Annotated in this window: 20 protein-coding genes; 9 read left to right on the plus strand and 11 right to left on the minus strand. The window is 72.0% G+C overall.

Annotated features, from left to right (window positions below):
• Position 1 precedes the first annotated feature (1 nt).
• On the minus strand, positions 2-1,231 hold the full coding sequence (locus tag IG99_RS21315) for a glycoside hydrolase family 18 protein (protein ID WP_037676329.1): 1,230 nt from the start codon (positions 1,229-1,231) through the stop codon (positions 2-4).
• A 95-nt stretch (positions 1,232-1,326) separates the two neighbouring features.
• Between IG99_RS21315 and IG99_RS21320 the strand changes: the two genes are divergently transcribed.
• Entirely contained in the window at positions 1,327-2,871 is a 1,545-nt protein-coding gene (locus IG99_RS21320) for a hypothetical protein (protein WP_037676331.1), read from the plus strand.
• 67 nt (positions 2,872-2,938) lie between these two features.
• Here IG99_RS21320 and IG99_RS21325 read toward each other — a convergent pair whose 3' ends face one another.
• The 8 genes from IG99_RS21325 to IG99_RS21360 all read right to left on the minus strand — a co-directional run bounded on the left by IG99_RS21325 (position 2,939) and on the right by IG99_RS21360 (position 12,870).
• On the minus strand, positions 2,939-5,584 hold the full coding sequence (locus IG99_RS21325) for a SpoIIE family protein phosphatase (RefSeq protein ID WP_037676333.1): 2,646 nt from the start codon (positions 5,582-5,584) through the stop codon (positions 2,939-2,941).
• Positions 5,585-5,879: 295 nt separating this feature from the next.
• On the minus strand, positions 5,880-6,290 hold the full coding sequence (locus IG99_RS21330) for an ATP-binding protein (protein WP_037676337.1): 411 nt from the start codon (positions 6,288-6,290) through the stop codon (positions 5,880-5,882).
• A 96-nt stretch (positions 6,291-6,386) separates the two neighbouring features.
• Positions 6,387-6,785 carry a (deoxy)nucleoside triphosphate pyrophosphohydrolase gene (locus IG99_RS21335; protein WP_037676338.1) on the minus strand — a complete coding sequence of 133 codons (399 nt, stop codon included), beginning with the start codon at positions 6,783-6,785 and terminating at the stop codon, positions 6,387-6,389.
• Positions 6,786-6,816: 31 nt separating this feature from the next.
• Positions 6,817-7,008: an SPOR domain-containing protein gene (locus IG99_RS21340; protein WP_037676340.1), complete on the minus strand. Its 192-nt coding sequence runs from the start codon at positions 7,006-7,008 to the stop codon at positions 6,817-6,819.
• A 318-nt stretch (positions 7,009-7,326) separates the two neighbouring features.
• Positions 7,327-8,079: a GntR family transcriptional regulator gene (locus tag IG99_RS21345; RefSeq protein WP_037676341.1), complete on the minus strand. Its 753-nt coding sequence runs from the start codon at positions 8,077-8,079 to the stop codon at positions 7,327-7,329.
• Positions 8,080-8,225: 146 nt separating this feature from the next.
• Entirely contained in the window at positions 8,226-9,407 is a 1,182-nt protein-coding gene (locus IG99_RS21350; RefSeq protein WP_037676342.1) for a DUF4190 domain-containing protein, read from the minus strand.
• Positions 9,408-9,630: 223 nt separating this feature from the next.
• Positions 9,631-11,841 carry a DEAD/DEAH box helicase gene (locus IG99_RS21355; protein WP_037676343.1) on the minus strand — a complete coding sequence of 737 codons (2,211 nt, stop codon included), beginning with the start codon at positions 11,839-11,841 and terminating at the stop codon, positions 9,631-9,633.
• 198 nt (positions 11,842-12,039) lie between these two features.
• On the minus strand, positions 12,040-12,870 hold the full coding sequence (locus tag IG99_RS21360) for an oxidoreductase (RefSeq protein WP_037676344.1): 831 nt from the start codon (positions 12,868-12,870) through the stop codon (positions 12,040-12,042).
• Positions 12,871-12,959: 89 nt separating this feature from the next.
• On the opposite strand from IG99_RS21360, the gene IG99_RS21365 reads away from it, so the two are divergent.
• Entirely contained in the window at positions 12,960-13,871 is a 912-nt protein-coding gene (locus tag IG99_RS21365; RefSeq protein WP_078947818.1) for a LysR family transcriptional regulator, read from the plus strand.
• 103 nt (positions 13,872-13,974) lie between these two features.
• Here IG99_RS21365 and IG99_RS21370 read toward each other — a convergent pair whose 3' ends face one another.
• Entirely contained in the window at positions 13,975-16,038 is a 2,064-nt protein-coding gene (locus IG99_RS21370; protein WP_037676349.1) for an alpha-L-fucosidase, read from the minus strand.
• 299 nt (positions 16,039-16,337) lie between these two features.
• Between IG99_RS21370 and IG99_RS21375 the strand changes: the two genes are divergently transcribed.
• The 6 genes from IG99_RS21375 (at position 16,338) to IG99_RS21400 (ending at position 20,724) form a co-directional block, all read left to right on the plus strand.
• Positions 16,338-16,874 carry a VOC family protein gene (locus tag IG99_RS21375; RefSeq protein ID WP_037676352.1) on the plus strand — a complete coding sequence of 179 codons (537 nt, stop codon included), beginning with the start codon at positions 16,338-16,340 and terminating at the stop codon, positions 16,872-16,874.
• On the plus strand, positions 16,867-17,670 hold the full coding sequence (locus IG99_RS21380; protein ID WP_107055993.1) for a MerR family transcriptional regulator: 804 nt from the start codon (positions 16,867-16,869) through the stop codon (positions 17,668-17,670). The genes IG99_RS21375 and IG99_RS21380 overlap by 8 nt, the downstream gene beginning before the upstream one ends.
• A 60-nt stretch (positions 17,671-17,730) precedes the next feature.
• Positions 17,731-18,183 (plus strand): nuclear transport factor 2 family protein, encoded by a 453-nt coding sequence (locus IG99_RS21385; RefSeq protein ID WP_037676354.1) that lies wholly within the window; start codon positions 17,731-17,733, stop codon positions 18,181-18,183.
• 79 nt (positions 18,184-18,262) lie between these two features.
• On the plus strand, positions 18,263-19,204 hold the full coding sequence (locus IG99_RS21390) for a bifunctional helix-turn-helix transcriptional regulator/GNAT family N-acetyltransferase (RefSeq protein ID WP_037676357.1): 942 nt from the start codon (positions 18,263-18,265) through the stop codon (positions 19,202-19,204).
• An 11-nt stretch (positions 19,205-19,215) separates the two neighbouring features.
• Entirely contained in the window at positions 19,216-20,016 is an 801-nt protein-coding gene (locus IG99_RS21395) for a sugar phosphate isomerase/epimerase family protein (protein WP_037676358.1), read from the plus strand.
• 255 nt (positions 20,017-20,271) lie between these two features.
• Positions 20,272-20,724 carry an iron chaperone gene (locus IG99_RS21400; RefSeq protein ID WP_037676359.1) on the plus strand — a complete coding sequence of 151 codons (453 nt, stop codon included), beginning with the start codon at positions 20,272-20,274 and terminating at the stop codon, positions 20,722-20,724.
• Between the two features lie 9 nt (positions 20,725-20,733).
• Here IG99_RS21400 and IG99_RS21405 read toward each other — a convergent pair whose 3' ends face one another.
• On the minus strand, positions 20,734-23,544 hold the full coding sequence (locus tag IG99_RS21405; protein ID WP_037676361.1) for an ATP-binding protein: 2,811 nt from the start codon (positions 23,542-23,544) through the stop codon (positions 20,734-20,736).
• Positions 23,545-23,687: 143 nt separating this feature from the next.
• On the opposite strand from IG99_RS21405, the gene IG99_RS21410 reads away from it, so the two are divergent.
• Complete coding sequence (locus tag IG99_RS21410) at positions 23,688-24,140, plus strand: pyridoxamine 5'-phosphate oxidase family protein (protein WP_037676362.1); 453 nt, start codon at positions 23,688-23,690, stop codon at positions 24,138-24,140.
• Positions 24,141-24,156 lie beyond the last annotated feature (16 nt).

The raw sequence follows: 24,156 nt of genomic DNA on the forward strand, positions 1-24,156 counted from the left end.
CTCAGCGCACCCAGTCGTCCCGGTACGCCCTCCAGTCCTTCTCCTCGGCCGCGAAGTCCACGTACAGGGCGACCCCGAAGTTGGCGCGGTCCGCGTCCGTGCGGGAGAGGCCCAGGCGGACGCCTCGGACGGCGGCGGGGACGGTCTCGGCGTGGTTCCAGTGTCCGAAGCGGTTCTCGTGGTAGAAGGGCAGGCCCATCAGCAGGTCGGTGGACTTCGGAGTCACCTCCAGGGCCAGCGAGGTCTGCTGGGCGACATAGCCGCCGTAGGTGCTCTGCAACGGCTGCATGGTGTCGTACGACATCACCGCGATCTGGTCGACGCGACGCGCGACCTGCCCGAAGAACTTCTGCGACCACCATTTCGGGTGTCCGGCGACCGTGCCCCAGAAGGAGTGGAAGCCCGGCAGCGGGTCGATCTGGTGGGCGGCGATCGACAGCTGTGCGTCCCGGGCGCGGGTGACCTTGCGCAGGGAGTCGAGGAGGGTGAGGTAGTTCCCGTCGTCGGAGTGGAGGGGCTCCAGGTCGAAGTGGACGCCGTCGAAGCCGGCGGTCAGGATCTCGCGCGTCGACTGCACGACGGCGTCCCTGGTCTTCGCGCGCTCCAGACGCATCCCGTCGGGGGTCTCCGTGGCGAGGACGTCGCCGAGCCAGGCCTGGACGCGGACGCCGGGTATCTCACGGTGTACGGCGTCCATCAGCCAACGGGCGTTGGGATAGGCGGATTCGGGGAGCGTGCCGTTGTGTTCCAGGGGGCCGGCGTGGACGTAGAGGTCGCGGATGCCGGTGCCTTTCAGGCGGTGTGCGAGGGCCGTGATGTCGGCGTCCTTCTTGCGGCCGTCGACCCAGGCGTGGCCCAGCCAGATGGCGTCCCGGTCGCGGGTGTGGGTGCCGTTCGCCGGGGTGCCGGTGTAGTTGAGGCGGAGGGCGATCTGGGAGGCGAGGAGGGGGAGGAGCAGGGCGAGGGTGAGGGCCAGGGCGGTGCGTCTGAGCCAGCGGCCGCGGCGCGGTGGTTTTCGGGCCTCGGCTTCGCCTTCGTCCCGGTCTTCGTTCCCGCCCGCACCACCCGTGCTGCTTTCATCGTCGGGTGCGGGTGGCCCCGGTGGGGCGTCCCCGCCGTCGGCGGACGCGTCTTGCGCCGTGCCGATCGCGCCGCTGAGCGACTTTTCCGGTGCCGCCGCGGTCTCCTCCGGTGCCGCCGCGGTCTCCTCCGGATTTCCTGTGGTGCTCATGCTCGTCTCCCCCTCGATGGTCGGTCTGCCTCACGTGTGCCGGGGTGGGTGCGCAGAGGTCGCGTGGACGCGGTCTCGGCCATACGCTCCGAAATGTGACGCCATCCTTGGATCGGGGCCGGGTGCGGTGGGCGTATGCACTGGTGGGCTTCGTGTGGCTGGTGTTGGTGGGGAGGACGATCCGGACCGATCCCCCGGTTGCGATCACGGGCGAGGGGCCCGTCGCGAGCGGGGCCGTGGAAGGGGCCTCGGTCGCTGACCTCGTGCTGCCGCTCGTGGCCGTCGTGGCGGCCGCCGTGCTCGCCGGATACGGGTACGTGCGGCGCACACGGAGGGCGCGGGAGCGGACCACGCCGGGTGGGGGGCGCGGGGAAACGGCGCCCGGGGCCGTGGCTGCGGCGCCCGACGCACTCGACTCACGGGCGCTCGCGTTGCTCGCCGAGGCCGACGACTGGGTGCGCACCTGCCGGGAGGAACTCGGTTTCGCCGAGGCCCGGTCCGGGGCCCGCGGTATCGAGTCCTCCGGCCGCGTCGTGCGGGCGGCGGCCGCCGAGCTGGCCACGGCGTTCCGGATGCGGCAGCGGTACGACGAGGGCGAGCCGGCCGACGGGACCGCCCGGCTGCACACGCTCGCCGGGATCGTCGGTCGGTGCGAGGAGGCGGGGCGGCTGCTGGATGCCGAGGCCGCCGCGTTCGACCGGCTGCGGGGGCTGGAGGAGGACCCGAGCGAGGCGCTGGCCCTCGCGGAGGAACGTTTCCGGGAGCTGGCCGGGCGCACCGGCGCGGCCGAGGCGGCCCTCGCGGACCTGCGCACCCGGTACGCGTCCTCCGCGTCGGACGTGGTGACCGGCAGCGTGGAGCAGGCCAAGGACCGGCTCGTGTTCGCGACCACGCGTCTGAACTCAGCCCGGCAGGCCGCCGACCGGGAGGACGCCCCGCGCGCCGCCGCTCAGCTGCGGGCCGCCGAGGGCGCCGTCGCCCAGGCCGGTGTCCTGGTCGCCGGTGTGCACCGGCTCGCCGCCGAACTGGACGAGGCCACGCGGCTGGTTCCGGCCGCGCTCACGGGGGCGGAGGCGGAGATCGCGGGAGCCGACACCCTCGGGCTGGACGTGACGGTCGGCGAACTGCGCGGCCGGGTGCTGCACGCCGACGCCGCCCTGGCCGCCGTACGGCACGAGCTGACCTCCGGGCACCCGTACGACCCGCTCGACGTGCTGCGCCGGGTCGTACGGGCGACCGCGCCGCTGGTGACCGGGCGGGCCGGTGTCCTGCCGGCCGCCGCGCTGCTCACCGCCCGCGCCACCACCGCCGCCGCGGCAGGCTTCGTCGCGACGCACCGGGGCGCGGTGGGCGGCACGGCCCGCACCCGGCTCACGGAGGCGGAGCGACTCCTGGCGGTGGAGGACGGGGATCCGGTGGAGCTGCTGCGGGCGGACACACTGGCCCGCGCGGCCCTCGGCCTCGCCGAGCAGGACGTACGGATGCATGGCAATCCGTACGCCGGCACGGCGGCCCGGTACGCGCACGGTGTCGCCGGGGCCGTCCTCGGCGGGGTGCTGCTGGACGGCGGTGCCGGGGACGGCGGGCCGCCGGCGAGCTTCGGCGGGCCCGTCACCCGCGCCCGGCGGTCCTCTCCGTAGCAGCCGTGGCAGCCGTGGCAGCCCCGGCAGCCCCGGCAGCCCCGGCAGCCCCAGCAGCCCTAAGCGGTCAGAACAGGCTCAGCAGTGCCTCCGCCGGGTCCGCGAGTCCCGTCTCGCCGTCCGGCAGCGGGAGTTCGAACCACACCGTCTTGCCGCGCGGGGTGCGCCGGGAGCCCCAGGCCGCGCTGAGCAGGCCGACGAGCTGGAGGCCGCGGCCGCCCTCGTCCGTGTCGCGGGCCCGGCGGCGGCGCGGCTGGACCAGGCCGGAGTCCCAGACCTCGCAGACCAGGGTGCTGTCGAGCAACAGACGCAGCCTGATCTCGCCCTCGCCGTACCGCAGGGCGTTGGTCACCAGCTCGCTGACCAGCAGTTCCGCCGTGTCGACCAAGGGCTCCAGGCCCCAGCTGAGCAGCTGGCCGCGGGCGTACTCACGGGCCCGGCCCACACTGCGCGGCTCACGCGGCAGCGTCCAGTCACCGACGGACTCCGTGGGCAGGCCCTGTACACGTGCCATCAACAGGGCGATGTCGTCCTCGCCGTGATGGGTGTCGAGGGTGGCGAGGACGTGGTCGCAGACGTCCTCCAGCGGGCTGCTCGGGTCCGTCAGCGCTCCGACGAACGCCTGGAGACCCTCGTCCAGCGGATGGTCGCGCGATTCGACCAGTCCATCCGTGTAGAGCGCCAACAGCGCGCCTTCGGGAAGGTCGACCTCGACCTCCTCGAAGGGCTCGCCGCCTACGCCGAGCGGCATGCCCGGCGGCACGTCGAGCATGAGGGCCGGCTCACCGGGCTCGACCAGGACGGGCGGCAGATGGCCGGCGTTGGCGAAGGTGCAGCGGCGTGTCACCGAGTCGTAGACCGCGTAGACGCAGGTCGCGAGGTACACCTCCGACAGGTCCGCCTCGCGGGGCCGGCGGGCGGCGCGGGTGGCCTGCTGGACGCCGCCGGGTGTGCCGAGGCCACGGGCGATCTCGTCCAACGCCGAGAGGACTTCCGCCGGTTCGAGGTCCAGCAGGGCCAGGGTCCTGACCGCCGTGCGGAGTTCGCCCATGGCGACCGCGGCGCGCAGGCCGCGGCCCATCACGTCGCCGACGACCAACGCCGTGCGGTGTCCCGGGAGTTCGATGACGTCGAACCAGTCGCCGCCGACCTCGCTGGGGCGGCCGGTGGAGACGTTGCCGGGCAGGTAGCGGCAGGCGATGTCCAGGCCGGAGGCGACCGGGTCACCGGGTGGGAGCAGGGACCGTTGCAGTATCAACGCGCGCTCGTGCTCACGGCGGTACAGGCGGGCGTTGTCGATGCAGACGGCGGCCCGCGCCGCCAACTCCACAGCCAGGTCGCGGTCACGGTCCCCGAACGGCTCACTGCCCTTCGTCCGCGCGAACTGCGCGAGTCCTACGACGGTGTCGTGGGCGACCATCGGAACGGCCAGCGTGGACTGGACGATGCCGCCCTCCTCGGCGGGCACGACCTGGGTGCGCGCGGTGCGCAGGGCGTCCGCGCAGGGCGAGGTGAACGGGTAGTGGTGGACGGCACCGAGCTCGACGGGTGTTCCGCCGCCGACGAAGGGCGCGTCGGAGACGGCGCTGGCGAAGGCGACCCGGCGCAGTTCGGCGCTGCCGTCGGCGAGCCCCGGCGGGGTCTCGTCGCCGGCCAGGAGCCCCTGGTAGAGGTCGACGGTGGCGAGGTCGCAGAAGCCGGGGACGACGACGTCGAGGAGTTCGCGGGCGGTGGTCTCAAGGTCGAGGGAGTTGCCTATACGGGCGCCGGCGTCATTGAGGAGGGCGAGGTTGCGCCGGGCGGCGGCGGCCTCGCGGGCGGCGGCGCGGCGGGCGGTGATGTCGATGCCGAGCCAGGCGATGCCGATGGGGCGGCCGCTGCCGCTGTGCACACGGTAGAGGTTGACGGACCAGTGCCGGCGCTCGTCGGAGCCCGGCAGGAAGCCCGTGATGTGCATGTCCGTGATCGAGTCGCCGCTCTCCAGGACCCGGCGCAGGGTCGCGGAGACCCGCTCGGCCTCGGGGCGGGGCAGGTAGTCGTGGACTCCGCGGCCGCGGTGCTCGTCGGGGGTGCCGCCGAACAGGGAGGCGAACCTGTGGTTGGCGCGGCGCACCCTGAGGTCGGTGTCGATCAGCAGGAAACCGAAGGGGCATTGGCCGAAAATGGCCTGCGAGGCGGCGAGGTCGGTCTCGATTCCGCGCAGCGTGCGAACGTCGACGACGATGCAGACGGCGCCCTTCTCACCGTCCTGAGTGCGCGTCGGCATGACGTAGACCTCGGCGAGCCCCTCCTCGCCGCGCTCGCCGTCCCCCGTGTCGGGCATCCGGAAGGGGACCACACCGGTCCACTCGCGCCCGTCGAGGATCTCGGCCATCTTGCGCTGGCCGCGCTCACGGTGGTCGGGGTCGATGAAGGCCTCTATGGGGTCCATGCCGACGGCGCGCTCGGCGCGGATGCCGAAGAGCTGTTCGGCGCGCAGGCTCCACTGCTCGACGAGACCGTCGGCGCCGATCGAGAAGGACGCGACCTTGATGTAGTCGTAGATCGAGCCGGGCGGACTGCTCTGCCACATGGCGTCACCGGGCGGCGCCTCCACGGAGGCAAGCGCGTCCGCGTGCTGCCTCGCGGTCTCCTCCCGCCCCGCGACGTCCTCCCGCCTAGCGCCGCCCGACGGGTCCTCGGACTCCGTGGCCTTCGCTGGTATCTCGCTCACGCGAACCGTCCCCTCCAGCTCACCGCGTCCGGCACCAGTCACCGGCGGCGGCTGCCCGCAGTATCCAGCACTACGGCGCCGCACAACACGGTGTTCACGATCACAGCACGGTCCAGGCGTTTTTCGGCCCGTGCCATGAGAACACTCTCAGTCTTCTAACCAGGGGACACGTCATCGAATCACGCGTTCCGGCAATCGCCACTGGCCGGAACGCGCAGGTCGACAGGACGGGTGCGGACGTACACCGCGAACCGCCCGTCCACGTCCGGTTTTCCTCGCCCCGGGCCGTCGCGTTTCAGCCCGGGACGGCGAGTTCGAACCACACCGTCTTGCCCTCGTCCCCGGGGCGGGTGCCCCAGCGGCGCGAGGACGAAGCGACCAGTTGCAGTCCTCGGCCACTTTCGTCCTCCGGCTCGGGGACCCGCTCGCGCGGGAGGTCGGGCAGCGGGTCGGAGACCTCCACCACCAGGACACCGGGCAGACCGTCGGGGCGGACCAGGCGGACTCCGATGGGGCCCGTGGCGTGCCGCAGGGCGTTCGTCACCAGCTCGCTGACCAGCAGTGCCGCGAGATCACCCAGACTGTCCTCCAGGCCCCAGCCGCGCAGCTTGGCCCGAACGACGGCGCGCGCGGTGCGTACAGCGCCGGGATCCGCGGGAAACGTCCACTCGGCACAGTCGCCTTCGGTGTCGATCACGCCGATCACTTCCCAGGCCCAGCGAGTACACCCCTGTCCGTTTTCGTGGGGTTAATGGGCCCATACCCGATATCGCGGAGGCACTACCGCCCGTGACGGCGTGACTCAATCAAGGAGGGACAGCACCTCTCGTACCGCCGGGACGTCCTGATCCAGCCAGGGCACGCTCCAGACCTCCTCGCGGGTCAGCCAGCGCAGGTCGTCATGGTCCTGGAGGGCTTTGGGGTCGTCAGAGCCGGTGTGCAGTCGGGCGGTCCACACCTGGAGGACGTAGGGGGGCCTCAGGGGCCACTCCCCCGGTACGCGCTCGAGCGGCTCCGCCATGACGCCGAGTTCCTCGCGCAGCTCACGCACGAGCGCGGCCTCGGGCGTCTCGCCCGGTTCGACCTTGCCTCCGGGCAGTTCCCAGCGTCCGGCCAGCTCGGGGGGCGCACTCCGGCGCGCGGCGAGCAGGCGGTCACCGTCGAGCAGGGCGGCACCGACCACCACGATCCGTTCCGTCATGGGCCGGAGCCTACGGGAGCGGGCGCGCGGGTCAGTTGCGGCTGCTGTCGCTGCTCTGGCCGATGCGCTCGACCCAGTACAGCTGTTTGTGTCCGCGTCCGTCGAGGCTGTCCGCGATCTTCTGCGCCTCGGCGCGGGTCGCATACCTGCCCACGCGGTAGCGATTGCCGTTGTCGTCCTGCCGAATGACCTGCCAGGGAAGAGAGATGGTGCCGTCGGTCATCGCGCCCCTCCACTTCCCGTCCGCGGCCCGGGCCACGTCCCGCCCGCCAAGGAAACCGCAATCCGCATATGCCCGAGCCTACGCCTAACCTTCACGCAGCGAATCCGGCTTTTCACAAAGAGATACGCAACAAGCCAGAACGGAGGGGGCGTACGACGGCGAACGCGCCGCCCCCGCACTCCCCCGCACCGGGTCGGCGGCGCACCGTCCACATCCGGGGCGACCTGCGAGAACGACCGGAAAACGACGGCAGCGCAACCGCCCCCGCGCCACCTCTCATTGGGGGTGTGCCGGGGGCAACTGCCGCAAACGTGTGCGCTATTTCACCGGGAGGTGGTACGCGACCCGGTAGCGGTCGGCCGGGATCACCACATCGGCCGTCTCGACCGGGCGCCCCGAGGCGTAGTACGTGCGCTGGACGACCACGACGACATGGCCGGGGACCCCGCCCAGCGCGAGGAGTTCCTCGGCGAGGCCGGGGCGGGCGCCGACCTCCTCGGTGACGTTGTCGACGATGACGTCGATGGCGCGCATGCGCTCGACGACGCCCATGCCGCCGAGGGGGCCCTCCTCGGGCAGCATCACCGGCGTACGGCCGGTGACGGCGAGGGGCTCCCAGGAGGTGGAGAGCATGATCGCCTCGCCGGCCTCCCGGAACACGTACCGCGTGCACATCACGCGGTCGCCGGGCTTGATGCCGAGCCGCTCGGCGACCGTGCCGCTCGCCTCGGTCTGCGCGCTGCTGGACTCCCAGGTGCCGCGCGCGTCGGCGTCGGCCTGCTCCTGGCGGAAGGGCGTGGCGCCGCCGACGGGCCGGAATCCGGAGCGGGCGATACGGCGCGGCACGGGCCGTTCCCGCACGTAGGTCCCGGAGCCGGAGCGGCCCTCGACCAGCCCCTCCGCCATCAGCACCTTTCGGGCCTCCAGGGCGACCGTGTCCGAGACGCCGTACTCCTCGCGGATTCTGGCCTGGGAGGGCAGCCGGGTGTGCGGAGGCAGCGAGCCGTCGGCGATCTTCTTGCGCAGATCACCCGCGACACGCAGGTACGCCGGCTGCTCACCGAATGTCACTGGCCGCTCCCATCAGGTTGTACGGACAGCAACAGCCTGGCAACGGTCGGTTGCGCCATGCAAGCGGAGGCCAGAGAATCACTCGAAGTGATGACATGGACCGGGGATCGGCTTACGCAGGCACTTTCCCCCCGATATACCCACGATCACACCTCGGCGCCGCCCGCTCCCTCCCCGCCGTTCGCACCGCCGCCGTCCTCGTCGTACGACGGCGGTGTCGCGGCCAGGCCCAGAGCCTTGCGAGCCGTGACCGTCTTGCGGGGGTCGGTCAGCGCCCAGCCTTTGTCGTAGTGCTCGTAGAAGGTGTCGGCATCGGAGGACGCGGCGGCCTTCGCCCACTCCTGCCGGGCGGCCTTCAGGTCCTTGACCAGGGCCGCCACCGGTCGCTCGGCGTCGGAGGGCCAGCTGTGTCCCTCCAGCGCCTCGGCCTGCTCGGTGAGCGCGGTGGACACGCGGCCCGCCCACGCCTTGTGACCGGGCAGGTCGTCCTCCACGTACTCCTCCTCGGGCGCCGTGTCCATCGCCGCGTTGAGGACGTGCGCCGCCTTCAGGTACGCGAGCTGGTCGGCGTCGAGTGTCGTGGCGTCGTTGCGCAGCGACCCGGTGAGGGTGCCGTTCTCGTCGGTGTTGCCGAAGACGCAGGTGACCTCGCGGTCGCCGATGCGCCAGCTCTGCCTGGTGGGCGTGAAGTAGTACACGTCGACGTCGTCGGGCAGCGCCCAGGCGTCCATCGCGTAACTGTCCTGGAGCGCATAGCACTTGTCGTCGGCGGTGTCGGTGACCTTGTCGTCGCCCGGGTAGGAGGATCCGGCCATCTTGAAGGAGGCGAAGACCTCGCCGTCGTGCGTCCCGTCGCAGGGCACCTTGTCGACGTCGTAGGTGACGCCTTCCAGGGAGCCGGAGGGGTCGTCGAAGCAGTCGCCCTTGGTCAGCGAGAAGCTGGAGGTGTTGCCCGAGCCCTCCTTGATGTCGTCCCAGGCGGCGGACAGGGCGCCGGTGGCCAGGGTGACGACCCACAGGGCGAGACCGACCGAGGACAGGATCGCCCCCGCGACGGCGAACCCCTTGCCGCGCTCGCCCCGCCTCCTGATCTGCCCCAGCGCGATCAGCCCCAGGACGAGCCCCACGGCCGGCAGGAAGCACAGGACGCCCGTGACGAACGCGGCGATGGCCACCCCGTTGACCGGGGTGGGCCGGTTGTAGGGGCTGTAGCCCTGCCCCCATGTCGGGTACGGCAGCCCCCCGTACGGGCCCTGCGGGTAGGGAACCTGGTGCGGGCCCTGGGCGTTGGAGGGCTGCTGGGGCCCGGGGGGCGGGGGTATGGACACGGTTTCCGTGCTCCTGGGGTGCTGGCTGTGGCGAGGTGAGGGTTGCTGGAGGGCCGCGAATCACGGATGCGCGAGCGGAGGAACTCACGTACGACTGGGCGCATCGTAAGCGTGAGGGGAACGGGGGCGGAATGCGGGTGACGAATGCGACGATCCGGGCGGCCAATCGGCTCCGGGTCCGGCCACCGCACTTGATCGGCGGGGGTGCTGTCGCCGACCGAGGTCAGTCCTCGGTCCGCTCTCCCGCCAGCCTGCGCTGTTCCTCCTCCACGATGCGGCGGGCGAGGCCGTCGTCGGAGACGTCGACCGCGTCCGGGGTGGCCTCCGCGGTGTCGCTGCGGCGGGCGTAGGCGTCGAAGAGGCGGTTCTTGTTCTCCAGGATGCGCAGCAGGCGGTCGTCCACACTGTCCGCGGCGAGCAGTCGGTGCACCTGGACCGGGCGGACCTGGCCCATGCGGTGGGCGCGGGCCACGGCCTGGTGCTCCAGGGTCGGCTTGACCTGCGGCTCGCACAGCACGACGACGGACGCGGCCTGGAGGTTGAGCCCGACGCCACCGGCCTCGATCTGGCAGAGCAGCACGGCGTGCCCTTCGGCCGCGGTGAAGTCGTCGACCAGGCGCTGTCGCCGGGCGGCGGAGACGCTCCCCGATATCGGGCCGAACACCGCTTCTCGGGAGGGGTTTTCGGGGGCACCGCCGAGGGCGCCTTCCACCGTTTGCAGCACACTGCGGAAGTAGGAGAACACCACCACCTTGCGGCCGTTCTCCGCGGCCTCCGCGACCAGTTCGCGCAGGCGCTGCAGCTTGGCCGAGTTCTCGGGGTCGGCGTAGGCGGCCCGGCGCATCGCCATGAAGTTCCCCGCCAGGACCGCCGTCCGGTAGGCGTCCTGGTCGGCGGCGCTGAACTCCTCCCACTCGTCGACCTGGAGCAGCGCGGGCAGTTCGGTGAGGACGTCCCGCTGGTTGCGGCGGAGGTAGGCGGGCGCGACCGCCTTGCGGAAAGAGTGCGGTCCCGCGACCGCGTCGCTCTCGCGTATCACCGGGACGAGGTCCGGCTGGAGGTAGCGGACCAGGCTGCGGAACTCCTCGACGCGGTTCTCCATGGGCGTACCGGTCAGGAACAGCACACGCTCGCAGCGCTCGGTCCAGGCCGCCACCGATCCGGCGCGACGGGTGTCGCGGTTCTTCACGTAGTGGGCCTCGTCGACGACGAGCAGGGCGGGGGCGGCCCCGTCGGACGAGGTGGCGTCCGGCACGGGCAGGGTGTGCAGGACATCGAACGTGGTGAGGGCGACACCGCCGCGCTCACGCCACCGCGCGTACGCGTCCCGCCGGTCGGGGCCGTGCACCGGCACCGCTCTGAGCGTGCTGCGGGCGCGGATCTCCCGCGTCCAGTTGATCAGCACGCTGGCCGGGCACACCACCAGGAAGTGACTGTGCCCCTCCGCCGCGAGGTGGGCCAGCGCGGCGATCGCCTGGACCGTCTTGCCGAGCCCCATCTCGTCGCCCAGGACGACTCTGCGCTGGGCGAGTGCGAAGCGGGCGCCGAAGGACTGGTAGCCGCGCAGGGAGACCCGGCGGTGGGTGTCGTCCAGCGGCTGGGCGTGCACCCGCTCGGCCACCTCCGACGGCACGAAGCCCTCGGCGGCCGCCGCGTCCGTGCGCTGGGCGCCGACCTCGGCGAGCTGGCTGTAGTACTCGGCGGAGCGCACCTCGAAATCGACCCAGGCCTCGATCTCGGAGGCCGGTTCGCGCAGCAGGTCGGCCGAGGCCTGGGCGAGCCGCAGCCCCACGTCCGCCTCGGCCGCCTCGGCCGTGAGCGCGCGCAGCTCCGCGGCCGCCGCGAGGGCGGCCTCCCGGCGGCGCCGGCCGGTCAGCGCGAGCCGCAGCCGGCCGGTGGCGGGGCGGGCCGCGGGCAACAGCTCGGCGAGCCTGCCGTCGTACCGCTGGGCGGTGTCCACGGCGCGCCGCAGCTCGGGGCCGGCCTCGACCAGCCGGTACAGCGCGCGGACCAGAGCGGCGGTCCGGGGCTCGGGCCGGTCGACGTCGATCCGTACGGAGACGGTCTCCTCCACCGCCCGCGCGATCTGCCGGGCCGCGGCGAGCGCCTGGTCGGCGGTCTGGGCGCCGACGCCGGGGATCTGCCGCAGCTCGTACCGGTTCGCCTCGTACACCGCGCGCACCGAGCCGAGGCCGGCCGTCTCGATCGCGGCCAGCCGCAGCCGCCCCTCGGTGACGTCCTTCAGCCGGGAGACCGGGATGGACTCCAGCTCCTTCGCCACGAGTTCGTCCCTGAGCGGGGCGAGGGCGGAGCGCACGGCGTCGAGGGCGCGGGCGTGATCGGTCAGCAGGGTGCGGGAGGCGTCGTACAGCCGCTCACCCTGTACGCAGCACTCCCGGACCGGCCGCCCGGCCCGCGGTTCGTCCGCCTCCATCCCCCCACCCCGCCGACCCTCAGTCGTCTCTCGGCCGTCCCGCACCCGTCTTCCGGCCGTCCCGAAGCGTGTCCATCGTGGCACGCGGCACTGACAGGCAATAGGAGCATCAACGGGACGGGTATGCGGCACGGCGGCTCGGAGCGTGAAGGCGTGAACGCGGATCAGCGGATCAGCGGATCAGCGGATCGGCCGCGATCAGTCGTCGAACCCCGTCGCCCGCGTCCGCTTCTCCCACGTCTCGACGTCCTCTCGGACCTGGTCGAGGTGGCCCAGGACCGCGGTGACGCCGTCGTCGCCGAGAGGGAGGCGGAGCGGGGTGTGCTCGGCCTTCAGGGCGGCCAGGATCAGGTCCGCCGCCTTGGCCGGGTCGCCGGGCTGGCTGCCGTCGCCGCCGGTGACGAACCCGCGGGTCTCACTCACCTTGGCGTAGATGCCGCTGTCGGGGCTGATCCCGGCCCGGCCGGTCTCGAACAGCGAGGTGCGGAAGGCGCCCGGCTCCACGATCAGCACCTTGATCCCGAACTCCCGCACCTCGTCGGCAAGCCCCTCGGACAGTCCCTCCAGGGCGAACTTCGTCCCGCTGTACGCCGAGAAGCCCGCGAAGGACATCTGCCCGCCCATGCTGCTCATCTGCACGATCGCCCCCGAGCGCCGCTCGCGCATGTGCGGCAGCACCGCGCGCGTGAGGGCGGCCGGTCCGAAGACATGCAGGTCGAACAGTTCCCGCAGCTCGTCCTCGGTGGTCTCCTCGAAGGCGCCGACATGCGTCCGCCCCGCGTTGTTCACCAGCACGTCGATCCGCCCGTACCGCTCCACGACGTCCCGTACGGCCGCCTGCGCCGCGGCGGTGTCGGTGACGTCCAGGGACAGTGCCTCCACCTGGTCGGGGTGGGCCGCCACCAGGCCGGCCAGCGCGTCGGTGCGCCGCGCCGCGCCCACCACCACGTCGCCGTCGGCGAGCGCCGCCTCGGCGATCGCCCGCCCGAAACCGCTGGTCGCGCCCGTCACCAGCCACACCTTGTTCATGACCGCTCCTCGTCCATCAGCAGTAATCCTTCTGTGAACAAGCCTGCGGGCGAGGCCGGTTGCCCGTCCAAGACCTACGGTGACAACCGATGGCTATGACGACGGACGTCCATGTACGGGACCTGCGCTACTTCACCGCGGTCGCCGAGGAACTGCACTTCACGCGCGCGGCGGAGCGGCTGTACGTGTCGCAGCCCGCGCTGAGCAAACAGATCCGGGCCCTGGAGCGGCAGTTGGGGGTGGAACTGTTCCGGCGCGACCGGCATGGCGTGGCGCTCACCGCGGCGGGCACGGCGTTGCTGCCGCATGCCCGCCGGGTGCTGGACGCCTGGGCGGAGGGCGCGGCCGCGGTGACGCAGGCATGGTCGGCGCAGCGCAGCACGCTGGTCGTCGGGATGAGCACCAGTCCGGGCCGCGGTGGTCTGCTGCCCGCGATCCGCTCCCGCTTCACGGCCGCGCACCCGCAGGCCGTCGTCCGGCTGCGCCAGGTGAGCTGGGACGACGCGACGGCGGGCCTCGCCGGCGGCGAAGCGGACGTGGCCTTCGTCTGGCTGCCGCTGCCGGACCAGGACCGGTACGCGTGGACGGTGGTCGCCGAGGAGCCCCTGCAGGTCGCGCTTCCCGAGACGCATCCGCTGGCCGACCGCACCGAGATCGACTTCACGGACCTGCTCGACGAGCCGTTCCTCGCCCTGCCGGAGAGCTCGGGCCCGCTGCGCGACCACTGGCTCGCCCTGGACGCCCGCGGCGGCCGCACGGCCCGGATCGGCGCGGAGATCGCGGGCACCGAGGAGACGTACGAGGCACTGGTCGCCGGTCTCGGCGTCTGCCTGGTGGCGACGGGCAACGTCCCCCTTCTCACCCTGGGCGGCGTCGTCACCCGCCCGGTCCACGGCGTCACCCCCAGCCGCTACGTCCTTGCCTGGCGCCGTGAGGACGAGCACCGGCCCCTCGTACGGGCGTACGCGGAGGCGTGCCGGAGGGCTACGGGACGGACGTGATGCGTCGTGCGGGCCGCGGGCCGCCCCCGCTCACCGGGCATCCGGCTGAGCACGAGTCCCGGCAACGGGACTCGTGCTCACGCTCAGTCCGCAGGATCGGTGATCAGGAGGTGGGCTGGAACGTCCACAGCAGGTTGGTGCTGGTCCCCCAGGTCCACTGCTTGGTCACGGACCCGGAGGGGACCTGTCCGCCGCCGTCGAGGACGAGTCCGGTGGTGCGGTTGGCGATCGAGTACTGGCCGTTGCCGCGGTCGGTGATCTGCCACTGCTGGTTGTTGCCGCTGTTCCAGGCCGCTTGCCTGGCGGGAGAGCCGTCGGCGGTCGAGCCCCAGCCGTCGGCGACCATGCCGTTGGTGCGGTTGACCAGCCTGTAGTAGCCGTTGCCGAGGTCGACGGCCTGCCACTGGAGGTTGGGGCTGTCGACCGGTGTCCACTGCTTGAGGTTCGAGCCGCTGGCGACGTTGCCGCCGCTGTCCAGGGCCAGACCGTCGGTGACGTTGATCAGGCGGAAGTACGTGGCCGGATTGAACGTCACCTTCAGCGAGACGATGGCGTCGTTGTTGCCGGTCACCCGCAGGTCGGGATTGTCCGCGGTGAATGTCCAGGCCGTGCCGGTGAAGTTGTCGCCGGAGTAGCCCGTCACCTGGTAGCCCTGGGGCACCCTCAGCGAGGAGATGGCAGCGGGTCCCACTCCCGCGGCCGACAGCTGGGAGGAGGTGTAGGTGCCCAGCTTCAGGACGGCGCTCGCCGCGGAGTAACCCACGTCCTGGAACGCCGTCACCCGGGCTCCGCCGGCGGCCGTGGGAACGCCACTGACCTCGACGCAGACCACGGAGTCATTGGCGTCCGGGGCGGTGGCCGGCACGGTGACGTTGATCTGGCCGCCGCTGACGGTGTAGGTGAGCGAGGCCGAGGGGTTGTTCATCAGGTAGACGCGGCTGATCGTGTTGGTGATCGCCGGGATCTGCAGCACGCCGCCCGTGGGCCAGGTGAAGACGTGGGCGTACAGCTTGCCGTCCTTCTTGGTGGCCCTTCCCCAGGTGGGGTCGGTGGCGAAGGGGCTCGCCGTGGCTCCGTGCACGCTGTCGCCGTACGTCGCCATCCAGGAGCCCAGGCCCTGCAGGATGTTCACGGATCCGGCGGTGACCGAGCCGTCGCCCTTGGGGCCGATGTTCAGCAGGAAGTTGCCGTCCCGCGAGACGCAGGTGACGAGCTCCTGGACGAAGTCCTTGACGGGCCGGTAGGAGTTCTCCTTGCTCGCGTTGTAACCCCAGGCGCCGTTCATGGTGTCGCATCTCTCCCACTGGCGGTCCAGCGGCGCGCTGGGGACACCGAACTCCGCGACCGCGTAGTCGCCCAGACCGAGGTCCCGCTTGACCCGTTCGTTGACGACGAGTTGGGGCTTGCGGGCGATCAGCCAGTTGTAGAGGTCGACACCGTCCGACTTGAGCCACCAGTCCTGGAGCGTGGGGCTGGAGGGTTCGCCGAACCAGTCGCCGTCGAACCACAGGAGCGCCGGGTCGTAGCGGTCCAGCAGCTCCTGCAGTTGGGCCTTCATGTCCGCGATGTAACCCGTGCGGGCGGCCGTCGAGGCCATCGTGGTGAGACCGCCGCCTCGGATGGTCTGGGAGGGGTGGTTCCAGTCCAGGATCGAGTAGTAGAGCCCGAACTTGACGCCTCGCGCCTCGCACTCGGTCTTGAGCGCCGCCAGCAGATCACCCTGGACCCCGGCGTAGTCGTGCATGTTGTACTGCTTGGTGCCGGTGGTGTCGGTGAAGCCGGGGACGTTGGAGTCCCACATGGCGAAGCCCTCATGGTGCTTGGAAGTGATCACCAGGTACTTCATGCCGGCGTCCGCCGCCAGTTGGGCGATGGTCGCCGCGTCGAACGCGGTGGGGTTGAACTTCGCGGACACCTGGGTCTGGTAGTTGGCCTTGGACCAGTTCTCGCTGGAGAACGCCCATTCACCGTGGCCGAGGTAGGAGTAGGACCCGAAGTGGATGAACATCCCGAACCGGGCCTGGTACCACCAGTCCATCTTGGAGGGGACGGTGTAGGCCTCGGCGGTGGCAGGCAACAGCGCCTGCGGCAGCCCGAAGGCCACGACGCCGCCGGCGAGCGCGGCGGCCTTGATCAAGGAACGTCTGCTCAGGGGTGCGGTGGACATGGTGCGGCTCCTGGATCGGGGGGAGGTGTGCTGGGGCGTTTCCGAGCTCAGTGCCGGCCGGCTACATCGGGTGAATTTATAGACGCTGCCCAGTGTGACGTCCAGGGGTGAAGCAGCTATTCGTCAATCACCCTGCTCATTGCGGGAAATGAGCGAGGTCGATTCCGGCCGCCGTATCGCGACCAGGACTCGATCTTGCGAAAGAGCTCGGACCTTTGCTCTCGGGCCATACGAGTCGGCCTCCGGCGCCACCGAACCGGCTTGACCCTCACGCCGCGTGAGGCTGGAGGGTGGCGTGCATGAGCGACTACTACAACGCGTTCGAGGTGAGTCCCGTGCCCGCTCCCGGCCCGGACGCGGTTCCGCCGGAGCCGTTCCGCGGCATCTACGGGATGCCCGCGTTCGTGACGATCCCCACGAGCGATCTGGCGGCGTCGGTGGACTTCTGGACTCGAGGGCTCGGGTTCTTCGAGCTGTTCGGCATCCCCGGCAGGCTGGTGCATCTGCGCCGGTGGGCGTTCCAGGACGTACTCCTCGTCACGGCGGCGGGCGTTCCGGAGCAGGCGCCGGCGATGAGCTTCACTTTCGCGGGCGTGCTCAGCCAGGTGGATTCCCTGGTCGAGGCCTGTCGTGCGCTGCGCCCGGACTCGGTCGAGGGTCCCCGGGACACTCCCTGGAACACCCGCGACGTGACGGTGGTCACCCCCGAGAACGCACGCATCGTCTTCACCGCGGCGAAGCCCTTCGATCCGGACAGTGAGGAGGTGCGGAACCTTGAGGCCATCGGGATCACCCCACCGGGCGTCGTTCGCGGCGACAATGCCGAACATGCCTGATGCCGCTGAGACCGATGGCCTGACCGTCGGTCAGGTCTCGACGCGTCTGGGCGTCACGGTCCGCGCGCTGCACCACTGGGACGAGATGGGCCTGGCGCGACCGTCCCTGCGCACGGCCGCCGGGTACCGGCTCTACACCGCTGGTGATCTGGAACGCCTGCACCGCGTCGTCGTCTACCGCGAGATCGGGCTCGGCCTGGACAGGATCCGAGCCATCCTCGACGACTCGACCGCAGACGTGCCCGATGCGTTGCGCGCGCAGCGCAAACAGGTCGCTGAACGGATCGACCGGCTCCAGCAGCTCAGCGCCGGACTGGACCGGATGATCGACGCCCACGAGCGCGGCCTGCTGCTGACCGTCGAGCAGCAGGCCGCGATCTTCGGCCCCGAGTGGAACCCGGACTGGCCCGTCGAAGCCCGTGAGCGCTACGGCGACACGACGCAATGGCGGCAGTACGCCGTGCGCTCCGCCTCTCGCGGTCCGGAGGAATGGCAGGCCGTCGCCGACGCGGTCGCCGGCCTCGATCGCGCCCTCGGGGAGGCGATGGACGCCGGCGTCGCACCTGGCAGCCCGGAAGCGAACCAACTCGTCGAGCGGCACCGCGAAGTCTTCGCGTCGTACTTCCCCCTCACCAGGCAGATGCAGGTCTGTCTCGGCCGCATGTACGAGGCCGATCCGGGATTCGCCGCCCACTACGACGGCATCCGACCCGGCCTTGCCACGTGGTTCCGTCGCATCGTCGACGCCGAGGCGCGCGCCCACGACATCGACCCCGACACCGCGACCTGGCAGTAGCGCGACCGGACCCTCAACACCCTTGACCTCAAGTCAACTTGAGATACGACGCTTCAGTTCATGACGACTCACACCGATGACCTCGCCGTCCACACCCTTGTCCACCGCTTCTTCCGAGCCCTTGACCTGCGTGACTTCTCTCCGGGCTGGACGGACGGCTTCCTGACCCCCGACGCCCGCATGGAGGCCCCGGTGGGAACGGCCGAGGGCGCTGCGGCCGTGCGGTCGACGGAGGAGGCACTTCTGCGCTTCTCCAAAACCCAGCACATCGCCACCGGCATCCTCACCGACATCGACGCCACCGACACCGGCCGCGCGACCGCTTCCTGGAACGCCCTGATGACCCACATCCACCCCGACAACACCCTGTTCACCGTCGGCGGTCACTTCTCGGCCGACCTCCGCAGCACCGACGCCGGCTGGCGCTTCACCCGGATGGCGGTCCACCCGGTGTGGACCCAGGGGGAGCCGCCCGTACTGCCGGCACCGGAACCCGGTCGCCGGGAACAGTAGCCGTGGACGTGTCCGGGCCTCTAGGCTCGACCTCGGCAACATCTCTGACTGAGTCAGCAATCGGGGATCGGGGTTGAGCATGACCGTCCAGGACATCCGCGCCTTCAACCGCTTCTACACGAACGTCATCGGCGCCCTCGACTACGGCCGCCACCTGTACGCGCCCTACACCCTCACCGAGTCCCGCGTCCTGTACGAACTCGCGCACGCCCCCGACGACGGCACGGACGCGGCCGACCTGCGCACCGCGCTCTCCCTCGACTCGGGGTACCTCACCCGCATCCTCAACAAGTTCGAGGAGGACGGCCTCGTCGATCGCGCCCCGTCGGCGCGGGACCCGAGACGCCGCCGGATCGTCCTCACCCAGCGGGGCCGCGAGGCCGCCGGGCTGCTCGACGAGCGGGCCCGGGAGAGCGTCGGCGAGCTGCTCGGCAACGTGCCCGCCGACGACCGGCAGCGGCTCACGGAGGCGATGCGCACGATCCGTACGATCCTCGGCGACAAGCGCCCGCCGGCGACCCCCGAGGACGTCGTGCTGCGCGAGCCGGCGCCCGGAGACCTCGGCTGGATCATCGAGCGGAACGCGGCGCTCTACGCCTCCGAGTTCGGCTTCAACGCCGACTACGAGGGCCTGGTCGCCCGGATCGTCGCCGACTTCGCCGAGGACCACGACCCGCACCTGGAGCGGGCCTGGATCGCCGAGCTGGACGGCCGGCCGGTCGGGTGCGTGATGTGCGTACGGGACGACGCCCCCGGCAGCGCGCGGCTGAGGCTGCTGCTCGTCGAGCCGGACGCGCGCGGCCTCGGCATCGGGGACCGGCTCGTCGGGGCGCTCGTCGACTTCGCGCGCGAGGTCGGCTACCGCGACGTCCTGCTGTGGACCAACGACATCCTCGGCGCCGCGCGCCGCATCTACCAGCGCCACGGCTTCGTCCTCGTCACCGAGAAAACGCACCGTTCCTTCGGACAGGACCTGAACGGCCAGGACTGGCGGCTGGACCTGTACGGCACAACCGAGTGACAGTAGGAACCATGAAATTGGCGTTCTCCACCCTCGGCGTACCCGGCCTTCCCCTCCCCGACGTCCTGCGGCTCGCGACCACCCACGGCTATCACGGCGTGGAGCTGCGCGCGCATCCGGAGGAGCCGGTCCATCCCGGCCTCGACCTCGCCCAACGGACCGACGTGGCCGCCGAGTTCAAGGCGGCGGGGGTGGACGTGCTCGGCATCGCGGGGTACGCGCGCGTGGCCGCGCCGGGTGATGACAACCCCGTGATCGAGGAGGTGCGCCGCCTCCTCGACCTCGCCCGCGACCTCGGCGCGCCCTACATCCGCGTCTTCCCCGGCGCCGACTCCGGCCAGTCCCCGGAGGAGGCCGACGCGGTCGCCGCCCGGCGCCTCGGCACGGCCGCCGAGTACGCCGCCGACCTCGGCGTACGCATCCTGCTGGAGACCCACGACTCACACCGCACGGGCGCCGCCGCGATGCGCGTCCTGGGCCTGGTCGGCCACCGGAACGTGGGCGCGCTGTGGGACGTCATGCACACCTGGCTGGGCGGCGAGCAGCCCTCAGAGACGTACGCGGCGCTCTCCCCGCACCTCGGCTACGTCCAGGTCAAGGACATCGCGTCGGCCGCCGACACCACCCCGCTCGCCCTGGGCGCCGGCGTCCTCCCGCTCGCCGAGTCCGTCGAGGTCCTCTCCCGGCACGGCTGGGACGGCTGGCTGTGCTGGGAGTACGAGAAGCGGTGGTACGAGGACGCGGCGCCGCTGCAGGATCTGCTGGGGGCGGGGCGGGAGCACTTGGCGCGCTTGCTGAACGAGTCGGCGTAGGGGCGGGTCGGCCGTCCCGCCCTGCCCTGTCCTGCCCATTCCCGCCCGCCCTGCCCTCATGGTCCTCTCCCGGACCCTGGACCCCGCGTGGGCGGACCGTGGGGACCGGCTCCGTGGGACTGACGGTCCCACGGCCGTCGGCTGTGACACCCGGCCCGTGGCCGCGCTCCGTGGTGGTTTCCGTGGTCAGCACGGAGGCGGGCCGCTCCCGGGCGGGAGAGGCTGTCACCACAGCCCGCGACCACAGGAGTGATCATGACCAGCACTGAGAACAGCACGTACGAGGGGTTCACGGCCGAGGAGCGGGCGGCGATGAAGGAGCACGCCCAGGAGCAGAAGAAGGCGGCGCGCCGCGGCTCGCGTGCGGACAAGGCGGCGGAGGCGGAGCGGGACGTACTCGCGAAGATCGCCGAGATGCAGGACTCCGACCGCGTCATGGCCGAGCGTGTGCATGCCGTCATCAAGACCCACGCGCCGGTCCTCGCGCCGAAGCTCTGGTACGGGATGCCCGCCTACGCCCTGGACGGCAAGGTCGTCTGCTTCTTCCAGAGCGCGGCGAAGTTCAAGGCGCGCTACGCGACGCTCGGGTTCAACGACCCGGCGAACCTGGACGACGGTGCGATGTGGGCGACCGCTTTCGCGCTGACCGAGGTGACGGCCGAGGTGGAGGCCCGGATCGCCGCCCTGGTGAAGCAAGCGGTGGGGTAGCTGCGGCGGCTACCGGACGGCTGTGGGCGCGAGGCCGAGGTCGGCGAGCGCGGCCGCTCCGGTGGTGGCGTGCTCGCCCCCGGCGAGCAGCAGCGTACGGGCCGACTGGTAGGGGCAGCCGGCCGCTTCGAACGCCGCGGCGGCGGCGAGCTGGCGGGGCAGGTCGCCGTCGAGCAGCGCCGCCGCGCGGTCCACCTGCGCGGTGGCGACCGGGTTGCCGGCGACCACGGTCCGGGCGGCGTCGATCCGGGCCCGGGCGTCCGGGTGTCCGGCGAGCACCGCGGTCTCCGCCCGGAGCGCCACGTACCAGTGCAGCCAGATCCAGCACACCCACTTCCACACCTGATCCGGCTCCGGCACGACTCGCCGCAGCGCCCCCTCCACGTCTCCGTGATGGAGCAGGACCGTGGCGTCGAAGACCGCACCGTAGCCATGCCGGTGCTGGTGCGCCGTGTCCGCCTGGTCGACGATCGCGAGCCAGGCCGCCCGGGCGTCGTGGTCGCCGCGCAGACCGTGGACCATGGCGACCGACGCCGCCCCGGCGCCGAGGGAGACCGACCGCTGGCGTCCGCTCTGCTCCCACGCATCGAGGAACCGCACGCTGCGGGCGATCACCTCGTCGGGATGACCGGCGAACGCGTCCGCGACCAGGATCCAGGACGTGGCGTGGTGGCCCGCCTCGGCCAGCAGCGGGTGGTCGGCGAGCTGCCCGCCCCACCGTCGGGCTCGTGGCAGCTCACCCACGCCGAGGGCGGTCGCGGCGGCCATGGCGAGGGCGTCCATCACCTCGTGCGTACTGGCGGGAGTGGGAGACACGGACGCCAAGGTGTCAATCCGGCGCCGTGCGGCGGACGCGGCGGCGAAGGCGTCACCGGCCCAGCTCCGGGCGCCGGACAGCGCGTCGAGGGCGGCGGACTCCGCCACCGGATCGCCCGCGCGTCGGGCGAGCCCGACGGCCCGCTCGGCGCGCTCGACCGTCTCCCGCACCGTGTTGTCCGCGTCTCCCTGAAGCGCGCCGTAGGCGTCCGTGATCACCGCCGCCTCGGCCAGCGCCAGAGCCGCCTCGGCGGCCGGGGCGTCGCCGGACAGCTCGCGCGCCTGCCCGAGCACGGCCGTCACCTCGTCCACGGGGGGAATCCGCGTGAACGAGGTGGAGAAGCGGTACGCGACGGTGGCGGCCGCGGCCAGGTCGAGGCCGGCGCCGACCCGGTCCCCGGCCCGGCGCGCGGTGTCCCCGGCGGCGCGGTGCAGCCGGAACATGTCGTCGCCGAGTCTGCGGCACCCGGCCACCGCGGCGGCCTGCCGCAGCGCCGCGGCAGCGGCGGCGTCATCGGCGAGTCCGGCCGCCTGCTCGTAGCGCTGCTGGGACTCGCCCAGCAGGGTGCGGGAGAAGGCCAGTTCGGCCAGGGACACGGCGAGACGGTGGGCGTCCGCGCGCCGCTCCGGCCGGCCGGCGGCCCAGGTGAGGCCGGCCCGCAGGTCGTCCGCCACGGCGTCGAACCGGGCGCGCCAGTCGGAGCCGGAGGCTTCCCCGAGGAGGTTCGCGCCGGTCAGACACCAGTCCAGGTGACGTGATCGGACATCGATCAGCTCGCCGGCCTCGGTGAGCCGTTCCGTCCCGTACTGCCGGATCGTCTCCAACGCGTGGTACCGGGTGCCGGTCTCGGACGGTGTCACGGCGAGCAGGGACTGTTCGGCGAGCCTGGCGAGACCGTCGACCACCGTGATCCGGTCCGGCGCGTCGAACCCGGCGACGTCGGCGGCCGCCTCGGCCGTGAACGGCGCGACGAACACCGACACCCGGCGCAGCAGTGCCTGGTCCTGCCGCTCCAGCAGGTCGTGGCTCCAGTCCAGTACCGCCCGCACCGACCGGTGCCTGTCGTCGGCGCGGGATCCGCCGGTGAGGATCCGCAGCTGATCGGAGAGACCGGCTTCGAGGCCGTCAAGTCCGAGCGTGGACCACCGCGCCGCTGCCAGCTCGATCGCCAGCGCCATGCCGCCGAGCCGTTCGCAGATGGCCACGACCCCTTCGCTCGCCGCCGGGCCCGGCGGCAGGCCGACGGCCGCCGCCCGTTCCGTGAACAGGGCCACCGCCTCCGACTCGTCGCCACCCTCCCGCGACAGCGGCGGGAGGAGGAAGACCCGCTCGAACGGCACCATCAGCCGGGCCCGGCTCGTCACCAGCACCCGCAACCGCGGACAGGCCGCGAGCAGCCGTTCCAGGAACGGCGCCATCCCGTCGCGCACCTGCTCGCAGTTGTCCAGCACCAGCAGCGCATCGCGATCCGCCAGCGCGGCCACCACCACGTCGTCGATGCCGTGGCCGGGTTGCTCGCCCACTCCCACGGCCGCCGCGACGGCCGCGCCCACCCGGCCCGGCTCGGTGACCGGGACCAGGTCGACGAACCACACGCCGTCGGCGAAGTCACCGGCCGCGTCCACTGTGTCCACCGCGTCTGCCGCCACCGCCAGCGCGAGGCGCGTCTTGCCCACCCCACCCGGGCCGACCAAAGTCACCAGCCGGTGCGCCTGCACCGCCTCGGCCAGCTCCGCGCGCTCCCGCGCCCGGCCTATGAACGCCGTCAACGGCGCCGGCAGCGCGGGTGCCGAGCGCGACCGCTCGGCGCGGGCGCACGCGGCCGCGTGCCGGGCGAGCGCCCGGCGGTCCGGCAGTTGCAGCTTGCGCAGCAGCGAGGAGACGTGCGATTCGACGGTCCGTACGGAGATGACCAGCCGCGCGGCGATCTCCGCGTTGCTGAGGTGCTCCCCGAGCAGCGCGAGCACGTCGTTCTCCCGGGCGGAGATCACAGGTGTGGACACCGGGTCATTATCCGTGGCGGTTTCCGTGGTCGGCACGGAGGCGACCCGCTCCCCGGCCGGGAGAGGCTGTGCCCACGGCGGTCGGGTCCGGCAGGGCGCGGACCGATCGCGCCCCCACGCCAACAGGAGGCGAAGCAGAACCGATGAATGCCGAACCCCGCTCCCGTGCTCAGCGTCGTCACGACACCGAGCACCGGCTCACCCACGACGTGGATCTCTGGGTGGCCAGTGCCTCGGCGGACGGCGTGCCGTATCTGGTGCCGCTGTCCTTCGACTGGGACGGCGAGGCCCTGTGGGCGGCCACCCCGACGGACAGCCCCACCGGCACGAACCTGGCCACCACCGGGGTCGTCCGTCTGGGGCTGGGCCACACCCGGGACGTGTCCATGATCGAAGGTGATGTCGAGGTTCTCGCGATCGGCGCCGCGGAGCAGGAGCGGGGCGACCGGTTCGCCGAGCGCACCGGCTTCGACCCGCGTGCGTCGGCGGCGCCGTACAGCTGGTTCCGTATCACCCCGCGGCGCATCCAGGCCTGGCGCGAGGCGAACGAGTTGTCCGACCGCGAGTTGATGCGTGACGGCCGCTGGCTGGTCTGACGATCCGGCCGGCGCT

Source organism: Streptomyces griseus subsp. griseus, from assembly GCF_000720255.1.
Taxonomy (GTDB): domain Bacteria; phylum Actinomycetota; class Actinomycetes; order Streptomycetales; family Streptomycetaceae; genus Streptomyces; species Streptomyces griseus_I.

Coding starts and splice junctions, on each gene's coding strand:
- IG99_RS21355 (WP_037676343.1), bottom strand. CDS start 11,841: ATGGAGGCGGACGAACCGCGGGCCGGGCGGCCGGTCCGGGAGTGCTGC.
- IG99_RS21395 (WP_037676358.1), top strand. CDS start 19,216: ATGAAATTGGCGTTCTCCACCCTCGGCGTACCCGGCCTTCCCCTCCCC.
- IG99_RS21410 (WP_037676362.1), top strand. CDS start 23,688: ATGAATGCCGAACCCCGCTCCCGTGCTCAGCGTCGTCACGACACCGAG.
- IG99_RS21315 (WP_037676329.1), bottom strand. CDS start 1,231: ATGAGCACCACAGGAAATCCGGAGGAGACCGCGGCGGCACCGGAGGAG.
- IG99_RS21400 (WP_037676359.1), top strand. CDS start 20,272: ATGACCAGCACTGAGAACAGCACGTACGAGGGGTTCACGGCCGAGGAG.
- IG99_RS21385 (WP_037676354.1), top strand. CDS start 17,731: ATGACGACTCACACCGATGACCTCGCCGTCCACACCCTTGTCCACCGC.
- IG99_RS21370 (WP_037676349.1), bottom strand. CDS start 16,038: ATGTCCACCGCACCCCTGAGCAGACGTTCCTTGATCAAGGCCGCCGCG.
- IG99_RS21335 (WP_037676338.1), bottom strand. CDS start 6,785: ATGACGGAACGGATCGTGGTGGTCGGTGCCGCCCTGCTCGACGGTGAC.
- IG99_RS21340 (WP_037676340.1), bottom strand. CDS start 7,008: ATGACCGACGGCACCATCTCTCTTCCCTGGCAGGTCATTCGGCAGGAC.
- IG99_RS21360 (WP_037676344.1), bottom strand. CDS start 12,870: ATGAACAAGGTGTGGCTGGTGACGGGCGCGACCAGCGGTTTCGGGCGG.
- IG99_RS21375 (WP_037676352.1), top strand. CDS start 16,338: ATGAGCGACTACTACAACGCGTTCGAGGTGAGTCCCGTGCCCGCTCCC.
- IG99_RS21380 (WP_107055993.1), top strand. CDS start 16,867: ATGCCTGATGCCGCTGAGACCGATGGCCTGACCGTCGGTCAGGTCTCG.
- IG99_RS21390 (WP_037676357.1), top strand. CDS start 18,263: ATGACCGTCCAGGACATCCGCGCCTTCAACCGCTTCTACACGAACGTC.
- IG99_RS21365 (WP_078947818.1), top strand. CDS start 12,960: ATGGCTATGACGACGGACGTCCATGTACGGGACCTGCGCTACTTCACC.